Source organism: Marinobacter sp. E2 (assembly GCF_055755345.1).
On sequence record NZ_CM146911.1, the window covers coordinates 138,761 to 150,758 of the forward strand.

At 64.6% G+C, this 11,998-nt stretch carries 10 protein-coding genes and 1 tRNA gene; 9 read left to right on the forward strand and 2 right to left on the reverse strand.

All coding sequences use genetic code 11. The features are described from left to right. Positions 1 to 47 precede the first annotated feature (47 nt). Complete coding sequence (locus AC0J1C_RS00580; RefSeq protein ID WP_091989523.1) at positions 48 to 611, reverse strand: L,D-transpeptidase family protein; 564 nt, start codon at positions 609 to 611, stop codon at positions 48 to 50. A 107-nt stretch (positions 612 to 718) separates the two neighbouring features. After that, on the reverse strand, positions 719 to 2,443 hold the full coding sequence (locus AC0J1C_RS00585; RefSeq protein ID WP_473045113.1) for a potassium/proton antiporter: 1,725 nt from the start codon (positions 2,441 to 2,443) through the stop codon (positions 719 to 721). A gap of 71 nt (positions 2,444 to 2,514) precedes the next feature. On the opposite strand from AC0J1C_RS00585, the gene AC0J1C_RS00590 reads away from it, so the two are divergent. The 9 genes from AC0J1C_RS00590 to nuoI all read left to right on the forward strand — a co-directional run bounded on the left by AC0J1C_RS00590 (position 2,515) and on the right by nuoI (position 11,995). After that, positions 2,515 to 2,588: transfer RNA gene (locus AC0J1C_RS00590), tRNA-Gly, on the forward strand. Positions 2,589 to 2,754: 166 nt separating this feature from the next. Next, a complete protein-coding gene (ndhC, locus tag AC0J1C_RS00595; protein WP_473045114.1) occupies positions 2,755 to 3,165 on the forward strand; it encodes an NADH-quinone oxidoreductase subunit A in 411 nt (136 codons plus the stop codon). A 74-nt stretch (positions 3,166 to 3,239) separates the two neighbouring features. Next, positions 3,240 to 3,917, forward strand: coding sequence for a NuoB/complex I 20 kDa subunit family protein (locus tag AC0J1C_RS00600; RefSeq protein ID WP_473045115.1), 678 nt, complete (start codon positions 3,240 to 3,242; stop codon positions 3,915 to 3,917). Between the two features lie 50 nt (positions 3,918 to 3,967). Then, on the forward strand, positions 3,968 to 5,728 hold the full coding sequence (gene nuoC, locus AC0J1C_RS00605) for an NADH-quinone oxidoreductase subunit C/D (protein ID WP_473045116.1): 1,761 nt from the start codon (positions 3,968 to 3,970) through the stop codon (positions 5,726 to 5,728). After that, a complete protein-coding gene (gene nuoE, locus AC0J1C_RS00610; RefSeq protein WP_473045117.1) occupies positions 5,728 to 6,255 on the forward strand; it encodes an NADH-quinone oxidoreductase subunit NuoE in 528 nt (175 codons plus the stop codon). The genes nuoC and nuoE overlap by 1 nt, the downstream gene beginning before the upstream one ends. Continuing rightward, entirely contained in the window at positions 6,252 to 7,622 is a 1,371-nt protein-coding gene (gene nuoF / locus AC0J1C_RS00615) for an NADH-quinone oxidoreductase subunit NuoF (RefSeq protein WP_473045118.1), read from the forward strand. The genes nuoE and nuoF overlap by 4 nt, the downstream gene beginning before the upstream one ends. Positions 7,623 to 7,660: 38 nt before the next feature. Further along, on the forward strand, positions 7,661 to 10,414 hold the full coding sequence (nuoG, locus tag AC0J1C_RS00620) for an NADH-quinone oxidoreductase subunit NuoG (RefSeq protein ID WP_473045119.1): 2,754 nt from the start codon (positions 7,661 to 7,663) through the stop codon (positions 10,412 to 10,414). Beyond that, positions 10,411 to 11,388, forward strand: a complete 978-nt coding sequence (gene nuoH / locus AC0J1C_RS00625; RefSeq protein WP_091989551.1) for an NADH-quinone oxidoreductase subunit NuoH — start codon at positions 10,411 to 10,413, stop codon at positions 11,386 to 11,388. The genes nuoG and nuoH overlap by 4 nt, the downstream gene beginning before the upstream one ends. Before the next feature lie 37 nt (positions 11,389 to 11,425). After that, complete coding sequence (gene nuoI, locus AC0J1C_RS00630) at positions 11,426 to 11,995, forward strand: NADH-quinone oxidoreductase subunit NuoI (protein WP_091991025.1); 570 nt, start codon at positions 11,426 to 11,428, stop codon at positions 11,993 to 11,995. Positions 11,996 to 11,998 lie beyond the last annotated feature (3 nt).

Here is an 11,998-nt window from a genome sequence, read left to right on the forward strand (position 1 = left end):
ATTTCCTATGCATATGACAACAACTTAATACTGTTGTCAGACTCGACTCAGGGCAGGATGCTGATCGGGGTGCCGTTGGAGACCAGTTCCCAGATTTCGTCCATCTCCTCGTTGGTCACGGCAATGCAGCCGTCGGTCCAGTCGAGGCCAGCGTAGGCAAACGCCATATCGCCGGCGTCGTTGGGCAGGCCGTGGATCATGATGCTGCCGCCCGGATCCAGGCCCCACGCGGAGGCCAGCTCGCGATCCCGTTCGCTGGGATAGGAAATGTGGATGGATTTGTAGAAATCACTCTCGGCGTTACGCCAGTCGAGCGTGTAGTTACCCTCGGGAGTGCGTTCGTCGCCCTCGTACAGCTTGTGCCCTTCGGGATTGTCGCCCAGGGAAATGCGGTAGCTGCTTACCACCGCGTCGCCGTTCATCAGGTACAGTCGACGTTCGCTCTTTCGAACAACGACCTCGCTGATGGTCGGAATGGTCGCCTCGGAGTAGGCGCCCGGCATCGGAATCCGGGCATCGGCGCGGGCCAGCAGCTCGTCGGCGCTGAGCGTGGGGGGCAATGAAAGACTGATCAGGGCAATGACTGTCAGCAGGCTGCGAGGGATGCTCATGTCCTTAACTTACCAATGGTTAATCTTTGCACAGGCGTTTTATACCACAGGCGGTGGGTCGTCTGTTAAGGGGTTTTGTTAACTTTTTTGGCTATCTGGTTCCGTGATCAGCCATTTTGTGAACTGTCCATCTTCAGGCCTACCTTGGTCACCTGGTCGGCACTGGTGGCCCGGGCCACCAGGGTCACCGGGCCGAGCGTAACCACATCGCCAACCACCGGATGCCCCTTGGTGCGCCTGGCAAAGCACTCGGCCAGGGACAGCTCCGGCGGCAGGTCGTCGAATTCGATACCGTACACCTGTTCCACATCGCCCAGCAGGGCATCACCATTGAGCACAAAATCACCGAAAAACGCCCGCTCGGCCAGATACCGTGGGGCGTGTCGGCCGCTGAGCGCCTTGCCCAGTTCCGGCAGCACATTCGGGGTGGCGAACATGGCCACCATGTCACCACTGGAGACCTCCAGGTCTTCTTTTGGCTGCAGGCAGACCCGGTTTCGGAATACCCCGGCCACCGCCGTGTTTTCCGGGAAGCGCAACTGGCCCAGCCGGCGGGGCGTTTCCCATGTCTCTCCGCGCAGGGGAAACAGCATCAGCTCGTGGTCGCCGGCGGCGGGGGCATCCAGTGGCAAACGCCGATAGGGGTCTTCGCCGGCCGGAACCTCCAGACGCAGCTTACGGGCCAGGGGCGCCATGGTGGTGCCCTGGACCAGCAGCGACACCAGGACGATGAAGAAGGCCGCGTGAAACACCAGCTGCGCCTCGGGCAGACCCGCGATGATCGGGAACAGCGCCAGCACGATCGGCACGGCGCCCCGCAGCCCTACCCAGCTGATGAACCCCAGCTCGCGGCGGTTGAAGGCGAAGGGCCAGAGCGTGAGTGCCACGGTCAGCGGGCGGATGATGAAAATCAGCGACAGGGCCAGTATCAGGCCACCCCCGGCCAACGGAATCAGGTCGGACGGCGTCACCAGCAAACCCAGCATCAGGAACAGACACAGCTGGGCCAGCCAGGCCAGGCCGTCGTGCACCTGCAGAATCATCGGCATCATCCGGACGTGGCGGTTGCCGATCACCACACCGGTCAGGTAGATAGCCAGAAAGCCACTGCCGCCAATGGCGTTGGTGGCGGAGAACACAGCAATGCCCGCAGCTGCCACTAGCAAAGGATACAGCGAGGGCGTCAGGCGGATCCGGTTGGCGAGCTCCACCACGGCAAAGCCGCCGAGGATGCCGGCGACGGCCCCAACGCCAAACTGCTGCACGAGCATGGTCAAGGCGGCCCAGCCGGCGTGTTCGCCATGGTTGCCGATCAGGGTGACCAGCATGAGGGTCAGGAAAATGGCCATCGGGTCGTTGCTGCCCGACTCGATCTCCAGGGTAGCGCTCACCCGTTCGTTAAGGTGCAGGCCCCGCCCCTGCAACAGCGAGAACACGGCCGCTGCATCGGTAGAGGAAATAATGGCGCCCACCAGCAGGGCGGTCAGCCAGTGCAGCTCGAACACCCACCAGGCCACGACGGCAGCGCCGGCCGCGGTCAGTCCAACGCCGAGTGTGGCCAGAATCAGCGCCGGCTTCAGGCCCACCCGGAAGGTCTCGGCCCGGGTGCGCATGCCGCCGTCCAGCAGGATGACGCCAAGGGCCAGGTTGGCAATCAGGAAGGCCAGCTCGAAGTCGTCGAACTCGATGCCGCCGGGACCGTCCTCGCCCATCATCATGCCGACCACCAGGAAGATCAGCAGAACGGGCATGCCCACCCGGCTTGAAAGCGGGCTGAGAACGATGCTGATCACCAGCATCAGGGCGCCAATCAGGGTCAGCGTGGGGTCCATCAGTGCTCCAGACAGAACGCTTGCCCCGGGCCGGGCAGAGCGCTTATATTGCTCTCGCAGAGGTCGCATACGCGGGTGTAGTTCAATGGTAGAACGGCAGCTTCCCAAGCTGCATACGAGGGTTCGATTCCCTTCACCCGCTCCACGCCCATCTTCTCACATTCCCCTGCCTTGTCGGTCCTATCTTTTACATCAAATGCTTGCGCAGTGGCCAGCCACACTGCCCACCGGTTTGCGCAATCCCCGGGCCGTTGCTAGCTTTTAAGTCAGGTATCCAAATCGGCAGCTGTGAGGCTGTACGGGGGAAGGGCATGCTCGAAAGCGCGGCCAGCGGCGTGGTCCAGAACTGGGCCACCGGCTTTTTCATCCTTGCGGTGTTGGGGCTGTGCGCGTTCATGGTGGGGGCGTCCAGCCTGCTGGGCGGTCGCAGCCACGGGGTCAGCCGGTCACTTCCTTTCGAATCGGGCATTGTTGGTGCCGGCAGCGCCCGCCAGCGTTTTTCCGCGCAGTTTTACCTGGTGGCGATGCTGTTCGTCATCTTCGACATAGAAGCGGTGTTCCTGTTTGCCTGGGCCATTGTCATCCACGACGTGGGCTGGACCGGGTTCTGGGGCGCGGCGGTTTTTATCTTCATTCTTCTGGCCGGGCTTATCTACGACAGCCGCAGTGGGGCCCTTGACTGGGCGCCTGAACAGAGTCCGGCACGCAAGCGCGGCGCTTAGCAACGCATTCCCGGCCCTCCGGATTCTTCGGGATCGGGCGGAAGGCCGCGATGTGACCATCATGGGAGGTTGTCATGGCCTACACCCTGACACGGGCGGAAGGGTCTGCGGGCAGCAATACCCGCTATCCGGTGGATCGGCGCGAGCGGGTCGAAGATCCGGTCAAGCAGCAGCTGGAACGCAATGTGTTTACTGGCAAGTTGAGCGAGGTGCTCAATTCTGCGGTGAACTGGGGCCGCAAGAACTCCCTCTGGCCCTATAACTTCGGGCTGTCCTGCTGTTACGTGGAAATGACCACGGCCTTTACCTCGCCCCACGATATCGCCCGCTTTGGCTCCGAGGTCATCCGGGCGTCCCCCCGGCAGGCGGATTTCATGGTCATTGCCGGCACCTGTTTCATCAAGATGGCGCCTGTGATCCAGCAGCTTTACGACCAGATGCTGGAGCCGAAATGGGTAATATCCATGGGCTCCTGCGCCAATTCCGGCGGCATGTACGACATCTATTCCGTGGTGCAGGGCGTCGACAAGTTCCTGCCGGTGGACGTTTATGTGCCGGGCTGTCCGCCCCGTCCCGAAGCGTTTCTCCAGGGGCTGCAACTACTGCAGGACTCCATCCAGGAGGAGCGTCGCCCGTTGTCCTGGGTGGTGGGCGACCAGGGCGTCTACCGGGCTGAGATGCCGTCGCAGCGGGAGAAATGGCGCGACCGGCGTATCCAGGCCACCGAGTTGAGGACCCCCGACAAGCTTTAGAACGCGCTTGCCGTTGTTTACCACGGAATGCCAGGAGGCAAACCAAGAGCATGAGCAGCCGCACCGAGAGCACCGACCAAGACCTGATCAAGGCCCTGCACCGGGACTTTGGCGAGGCTGTGCGCTGCGAGCAGCAGACCTTCACCGGCATGCCCGTGCTCTGGGTGCAGCGCGAGGCCCTGACCGACCTGCTTGGCTATCTGAAACGGCTGTCTCCGGCCTACAACCTGCTGTTCGACCTGTCGGCGGTGGACGAGCGTCTGCGGGACCACCGCCGGGGCCTGCCGGATTCGGACTTCACGGTGTTCTACCAGTTGATGTCCGTGGCCGGTAATCGCGACATCATGCTCAAGGTCGCGCTCACCGGCGACGATCTGAGCATGCCCAGCGCTACGGGGGTGTTCCCTTCCGCCAACTGGTACGAGCGGGAAGTCTGGGACATGTTCGGTATCAGCTTCTCCGGCCACCCCCACCTGGAGCGCATTCTCATGCCGCCCACCTGGACCGGCCACCCCTTGCGCAAGGACTACCCGGCCCGGGCCACGGAATTCGATCCCTATACCCTGACGGTGGAGGGCCAGAACACCGAGCAGGAAGCCCTGCAGTTCCAGCCCGAGCACTGGGGTATGGCGCGGGAGCGGGACGGCGCGGAATTCATGTTCCTGAATCTCGGGCCCAATCACCCCTCCGCCCACGGCGCCTTTCGCATTGTGCTGCAGCTGGACGGCGAGGAAATCGTCGACTGCGTGCCGGACATCGGCTACCACCACCGGGGCGCGGAAAAAATGGCCGAGCGCCAGTCCTGGCACAGCTTTATTCCCTACACCGACCGTATCGACTACACCGGCGGGGTGATGAATAACCTGCCCTACGTGCTGGCGGTGGAGAAGCTGGCCGGCATCGAGGTGCCCGACCGGGTGAAGACCATCCGGGTGATGATGGCCGAGATGTTCCGAATCACCAGCCATCTGCTGTTCCTTGGCACCTACCTGCAGGACCTGGGCGCCATGACGCCCGTGTTCTTCACTTTCAGTGACCGGCAGCGCGGGTACAAGGTGATCGAGGGCATCACCGGGTTTCGCATGCACCCGGCCTGGTACCGCATTGGCGGGCTGATGCAGGACTTGCCCCAGGGCTGGGAGAAACTGGTGCAGGAGTTCCTGGACTGGATGCCGCCCCGGCTGCGCGAGTACGAGCGGGCGATGATGGAAAACACTCTGGTGCGCGAGCGCACCCGCCATGTCGCCGCGTTTGATACCGACCAGGCCCTGGCCTGGGGCGTCACCGGCCCCAATCTGCGGGCCACCGGCTGCAACTTCGACTTGCGCAAGCAACGGCCCTATTCCGGTTACGACAACTTCGAGTTCGAGGTGCCCCTCGGTGATAAGGGCGACGTCTTTGACCGGGGCCAGGTGCGCATTGAGGAAATGCGCCAGAGCCTGCGGATCATCCAGCAGTGCGTGGACCACATGCCGGCCGGCGAGTTCAAGGCGGATCATCCGCTGACCACCCCGCCGCCCCGGGAGCGCATGCTCAAGCACATTGAAACCCTGATCACCCATTTCCTGCAGGTGTCCTGGGGGCCGGTGCTCAAACCCCAGGAATCGATGCAGATGGTGGAGGCCACCAAGGGCATCAACAGCTACTACCTGACCAGCGATGGCAACACCATGAGTTACCGCACCCGGATACGAACGCCCAGCTTTCCGCACCTGCAGCAGATACCCAGTGTGATGCGCGGCGGCTTCGTGCCGGACCTGATCGCGCACCTGGGCAGTATTGATTTTGTCATGGCCGACGTGGACCGCTGATGATGGAACCGACACCGAACCCACAAACGCCGGACCCGGCCACCATCGCCACCGATGGTTTCCGGCTGCATCCGGAGGATGAGGCCGCCATGCGTACGGAGGTGGGCCACTACGAACAGCCCCAGGCCGCCTGCATCGAGGCCCTGAAAATCGTCCAGCGCCGCCACGGCTGGGTGCCGGATGAGGCCATACCGGCTATTGCCCGGGTGCTGGGCGTGGGGCCGGCGAGCGTTGAGGGCGTGGCCACCTTCTACAGCCTGATCTTTCGCCAGCCGGTGGGGCGCCACGTGATTCTGGTCTGCGACAGCAGCTCCTGCTTTCTCACCGGCTTCGATCAACTGCGGCAGGCCCTGACCGGCCATCTCCGCATCGGGCTGGGTGAAACCACGGCCGATGGCCGCTTTACCCTGCTGCCCGTGTGCTGCCTCGGCGCCTGTGACGGCGGCCCGGCGATGATGGTGGGCGACGATGTCTACGGTCCGGTGGCGGCCGACGAACTGCCGGCCATCCTGGAGGGCTACCCATGACCAGCCAGCGCCAGTCTCCCGTGTATCGCAGCCGGTTGCAGCAATCGGCCTCGGAACGGGGGCCGGAGACCCATCCGCTGACCTGGCGGCTGCGCGACGACGGCCAGGTGGTGGACCTTGAGGATTACCAGGCCAAAGAGGGCTATCGCGCGCTCCGCCAGGTGCTCGAGGCCGGCGACCCCCGGGCGGTGATCACCACCCTGAAAGAGGCCAATGTACGGGGTCGTGGCGGTGCCGGCTTTTCGGCGGGCCTGAAATGGAGCCTGACCATGCAGGGCGGCGACATGCCCCGGGGCTACATCGTTTGCAATGCCGACGAGATGGAACCCGGCACCTTCAAGGACCGCCTGCTCATGGAGCAGCAGCCGCACCTGCTGATCGAGGGCATGGTGCTGGCGGGCTATGCCAACAACGCCCGCTACGGCTACATCTTCCTGCGCGGCGAGTATGTGGAGTCAGCCCGGGTGCTGGCGCAGGCCCTGGCCGAGGCGCGGGATGCCGGCTGGCTGGGGCCGGACGTTGCCGGCTCCGGCTTTGATTTCGACATTGCCCTCCACACCGGCGCCGGCCGCTATATCTGCGGCGAGGAAACGGCCCTGCTCAATTCCCTGGAAGGCAAGCGCGCCAATCCCCGGGCCAAGCCGCCCTTCCCGGGCCAGTCCGGAGCCTGGGGCAAACCCACCGTGGTGAACAATGTGGAGACCTTGTGCAACGTGCCAGCGGTGATGCTCAGGGGCGCCGACTGGTACCAGCGGTTGTCGGGCGATCGCACCAAAGACGGGGGCACCAAGCTGTACGGTGCTTCCGGGTTGGTCAACCGGCCGGGGTTGTGGGAGATGCCCATGGGGGTCACCGGCCGCGAGATCCTCGAGCGCGCTGGCGGGCTGCGCAACGGCCGGGCGCTCAAGGCCTGGCTGCCCGGCGGCGCCAGCACCGGCTTTCTGCTGCCGGAACATCTGGACCTGCCTCTGGACTTCGACACGGTGGGCAAGGAAGGCAGTCGTCTGGGCACCGGGCTGCTTACGGTGGTAACTGAGGACCAGAGCATGGTCTCACTCATGCGCAATCTCGAGGAGTTCTTCGCCCGCGAATCCTGCGGTTGGTGCACGCCCTGTCGGGACGGGCTGCCCTGGACGGTGAAGCTGTTGCAAGCGCTGGAACAGGGCGAAGGGGAAGCGGGGGACATTGAGCTGCTCGACAAACTGGCCGCTGACTGTGGCCCGGGCCTGACCTTCTGTGCCCACGCTCCGGGCGCGGCCATGCCCCTGCAGACCGCGTTGCGGCATTTCCGACACGAATTCGAGCAGGGCGTGCGCCACGCCAGGGGTAAGGCCCCCGCTGACGCGATACCGGCGGGGGATCCATGAACCGACCATTCACCGGCAACGGGGAGTAATCCGGCACCATGGCAACCATTCATGTGGACGGCCAGAGCTACGAGGTGGACGGGGCAGACAATCTGCTCCAGGCCTGCCTGTCCCTGGGCCTGGACATTCCCTACTTCTGCTGGCACCCGGCCATGGGCAGCGTGGGTGCCTGCCGACAGTGCGCGGTGCGCCAGTACAAGGACCGGGACGATGACCGGGGTATGCTGGTGATGTCCTGCATGACACCGGCGACGGACGGCACCCGCATTGATATCGAGGACGAAGAGGCCCGCGCCTTCCGGGCCAGCGTGGTGGAGTGGCTGATGATTAACCATCCTCACGACTGCCCGGTGTGCGAGGAGGGCGGGCACTGCCACCTGCAGGATATGACGGTGATGACCGGCCACGACCGGCGCCGTTACCGGTTCCGCAAACGCACCCGCCGCAACCAGTATCTGGGCCCGTTCATCGCCCACGAGATGAATCGCTGTATTACCTGCTACCGCTGCGTACGCTTCTACAACGATTACGCCGGCGGCACGGATCTGGGCGCTTTCGGCGCCAAGGACAACATCTACTTTGGCCGCCATCAGGAGGGCACCCTGGAAAGCCGGTTCGCCGGTAACCTCACCGAAGTCTGCCCGACCGGCGTGTTTACCGACCAGAGCCACTCCGAGCACTACACCCGCAAATGGGACCTGCAGTTTGCGCCCAGCATCTGCCACCAGTGCGCCATGGGCTGCAACATCAGCCCGGGCGAGCGCTATGGCGATATCCGGCGCATCGAAAACCGCTACCACGGCGAGGTCAACGGCTTCTTCCTGTGCGATCTTGGCCGATTTGGCTACGGCTACGTGAACCGGGCCGATCGACCGCGGATGCCCGAGTTTCTCCCAGGGCCGGGAAAGGACCGGGAGCCGCTGGAAACCGATGCTGCCCTGGCCCGCATTGCCGATGCCCTACGCCATGCCGAACGGGTCATTGGCATTGGCTCGCCCCGGGCGAGCCTGGAAAGCAACCACCAACTGCGGGAACTGGTGGGTGCAGCCAACTTTTCCACGGGTATTCATGCCAGGGAGCAGGACTGTCTGGCGCTGATGCAGGAACTCGGGCGCAGCTGCGGACTGCCGGCGCCAACCCTGCGGGAGGTGGAGGAGCACGACGCCGTGCTGCTGCTGGGGGAAGACCCCATGGAGAGTGCGGCCCGGCTGGGGCTGGCCATTCGTCAGGCCATTACCACCCCACCCTCGGAACAGGCGGCACGGGTGGGGATTCCCTACTGGAATGCCGAAGCGCTCAAGACCCTGGCCCAGGACCATCGCCAGCCACTGTTCATTGCCTACCCGACGGCCACCGAGCTTGATGGCATTGCCCGTGACCGGCTGCCATTGGCGCCGGAGGACATTGCGCGCCTTGGCTATGCGGTGGCCCACGCCATTGATTCGTCGGCACCGGCGGTGGCCGATCTGGAACCGACACTCCAGGCCCGTGCGGAAACCATTGCCGATTCACTCGTGGCTGCCGAGAAGCCCCTGGTGGTCAGCGGTGGCACCTTGGCGCACCCGGCCATCATCCGGGCCGCCGGCAACATCGCCCGGGCGCTGGCCCGCCGCGCCAGCCGGGGCGGGCTCATGTTCGTGCGCCGGGAAGTCAACAGCACGGGCCTGTCGCTGCTTGGCGGCCAGCCCCTGGAATGGGCCCTGGAGCAGCTCGCCAGTGGACATGCCGATGCCGCGGTGATCCTGGAGAACGATCTGTACCAGCGTCTGCCTGCGGCAAGGGTTGATACAGCCCTCGACAGTGCCCGGACGCTGGTGGTGCTGGACCACCAGCGTACCCCGACACTCGAGCGTGCCACCTTCTCCCTGCCGGCGGCCAGCTTTGCCGAAGGCGATGGCACCCTGGTGAGCCTTGAGGGCCGGGCTCAGCGTTTCTTCCAGGTGTTTGAGCCGGGCTACCTCCGCCCGGAGGCCCGTATTCACGAGAGCTGGCGTTGGCTGCACGGGCTGGCGGCGAAAGTGCATGGTGACGCGCCGGCGGACATAACACTGGACCAGGTAACCGCGGCCTGCAGCCAGGCCTGCCCGGGCCTTGAGATGATCACCGCCGCCGCGCCCGATGCCGGCTTCCGGATCGAGGGTCTGCGTCTTGCCCGGGAGCCCCACCGCTACAGTGGCCGCACCTCCATGCGGGCCAATCGAAGCGTCAGCGAGCCCAGGGTACCGCAGGATCCGGATACCGCCTTCGCCTATTCCATGGAGGGTTACAGCGGTTATCGGCACCCGCACCAGCAGGTGCCCTTTGCCTGGGCACCGGGCTGGAATTCGCCCCAGGCCTGGAACAAGTTCACCGATGAGGTGGGTGGTCATCTGCGCGGCGGCGACCCGGGTATCCGTCTCGCCGGTCCGGTGCCGGGCCATTACGACTATGACCGCGACATCCCGGCCGCCGGGCAGCCAACCGGTGAGCGCCACCGGGCCGTGGTTTTGCCGCGGCTGTTCGGAGGCGAGGAAACCTCGGCGCTGGCCGGGCCCATCCAGCAGCGTATGGACCACCCTGCTTTGGTGCTGAGCGAGGCCGATGCCACTGCCCTGGGCGCCGAGCTGGGCGGCCTGGTGACGGTATCGGGGGAACACACCTGTGTCACCCTACCGGTGCGGGTGCAGTCGGACTGGCCCCGGGGACTTGTTGGCTTGCCGGCCGGCAGCGTGCCCTGGGGGGTGGACGGCGATGTCACCCTGACCGCGGGCCCGGGTTCCACTCCGGGCGCCCGCTGCGAGGTGCGGCCATGAGCTGGCTGAACCCGGAATGGCAGGCCATTCTCTGGGCCATGTTCCAGGCTCTCGTGATCCTGCTTGGGGCGGTTCTGCTGGGCGCCGCCCTGACCATTGTCGAGCGGCGCCTGCTGGGGCTCTGGCAGGATCGATACGGCCCCAACCGGGTTGGCCCCTTCGGCCTGCTGCAGCTGGTGGCGGACATGATCAAGATTTTCTTCAAGGAAGACTGGATTCCACCTTTCGCCGATCGACCGCTGTTTGTGCTGGCGCCGGTGATCGCCTTCGCCTCCCTGCTGCTGTCGTTCATCATCATTCCCATCACGCCCGGCTGGGGCATTGCCGACCTGCACATCGGGCTGCTGTTCTTCCTGGCGATGGCGGGCATCAACGTGTACGCGGTGCTGCTCGGCGGCTGGGCCAGCGGCAATAAATACGCCCTGCTCGGCGCCATGCGCTCTTCCGCCCAGACCCTCTCCTACGAGGTCTTCATGGGCCTGTCGCTGATGGGTGTAGTGGCCCTGGCCGGCTCCTTCAACCTGCGGGACATTGTGACAGCCCAGGAAGGCCTCTGGTTTGTGGTGCCCCAGTTCTTCGGCTTCTGCACCTTCCTGATTGCCGGGATTGCCGTGACCCACCGCCACCCGTTCGACCAGCCGGAGGCGGAGCAGGAGCTGGCGGACGGTTACCACATTGAGTACTCGGGGATGAAGTTCGGGCTGTTCTTCATTGGCGAGTACGTGGGCATGGTGCTGGTTTCGGCGCTGATCGTGACCCTGTTCTTCGGCGGCTGGCAGGGCCCCTGGCTGCCGCCGGTGCTCTGGTTTGCCCTCAAGACCGGCGCCTTCCTGGTGTTGTTCATCCTGCTGCGGGCCTCGTTGCCCAGGCCCCGCTACGACCGGGTGATGAGCTTCGGCTGGAAGGTCTGTCTGCCACTGACTCTGATCAATCTTCTGGCCACCGGCGCGGTGATGCTGCTGGTTGGCCCCTGACGCCTGGGAGGACCCGGATATGGAACGAGACCCGGATATGGAACAAGACAAGGTCCCTTTCATCAGATCCGTGCTCTGGCTGGTGCCGGCCACCTGGAGCCAGCTGCGCACCCTGGGCATGGTGTTCATGCACAGCTTTCGCAAGCGGGAAACCGTGAACTACCCGGACCAACCCGTGGACCTGCCGCCCCGATACCGGGGCCGGATTGTGCTGACCCGGGATCCGGACGGCGAGGAGCGTTGCGTGGCCTGCAACCTGTGCGCGGTGGCCTGCCCGGTGGACTGCATTTCCCTGCAAAAGGGTGAGCAGGAGGACGGCCGCTGGTACCCGGAGTTTTTCCGGATCAACTTCTCCCGGTGCATCTTCTGCGGCATGTGCGAGGAGGCCTGCCCCACCTCCGCCATCCAGCTGACGCCGGATTTCGAGATGGGTGAGTACGACCGTCAGCAGTTGGTGTACGAAAAAGAGGATCTGCTGATCAATGGGCCCGGCAAGGATCACGACTACCACTTTTACAAGGTGGCCGGCATGGCCATCGGCGGCAAGGACAAGGGCCAAGCCCTCAACGAGGAGGAACCGGTGGATGTCCGTTCCCTGCTGCCCTAGAAA

Coding starts and splice junctions, on each gene's coding strand:
- AC0J1C_RS00580 (WP_091989523.1), bottom strand. CDS start 611: ATGAGCATCCCTCGCAGCCTGCTGACAGTCATTGCCCTGATCAGTCTT.
- AC0J1C_RS00585 (WP_473045113.1), bottom strand. CDS start 2,443: ATGGACCCCACGCTGACCCTGATTGGCGCCCTGATGCTGGTGATCAGC.
- ndhC (WP_473045114.1), top strand. CDS start 2,755: ATGCTCGAAAGCGCGGCCAGCGGCGTGGTCCAGAACTGGGCCACCGGC.
- AC0J1C_RS00600 (WP_473045115.1), top strand. CDS start 3,240: ATGGCCTACACCCTGACACGGGCGGAAGGGTCTGCGGGCAGCAATACC.
- nuoC (WP_473045116.1), top strand. CDS start 3,968: ATGAGCAGCCGCACCGAGAGCACCGACCAAGACCTGATCAAGGCCCTG.
- nuoE (WP_473045117.1), top strand. CDS start 5,728: ATGATGGAACCGACACCGAACCCACAAACGCCGGACCCGGCCACCATC.
- nuoF (WP_473045118.1), top strand. CDS start 6,252: ATGACCAGCCAGCGCCAGTCTCCCGTGTATCGCAGCCGGTTGCAGCAA.
- nuoG (WP_473045119.1), top strand. CDS start 7,661: ATGGCAACCATTCATGTGGACGGCCAGAGCTACGAGGTGGACGGGGCA.
- nuoH (WP_091989551.1), top strand. CDS start 10,411: ATGAGCTGGCTGAACCCGGAATGGCAGGCCATTCTCTGGGCCATGTTC.
- nuoI (WP_091991025.1), top strand. CDS start 11,426: ATGGAACAAGACAAGGTCCCTTTCATCAGATCCGTGCTCTGGCTGGTG.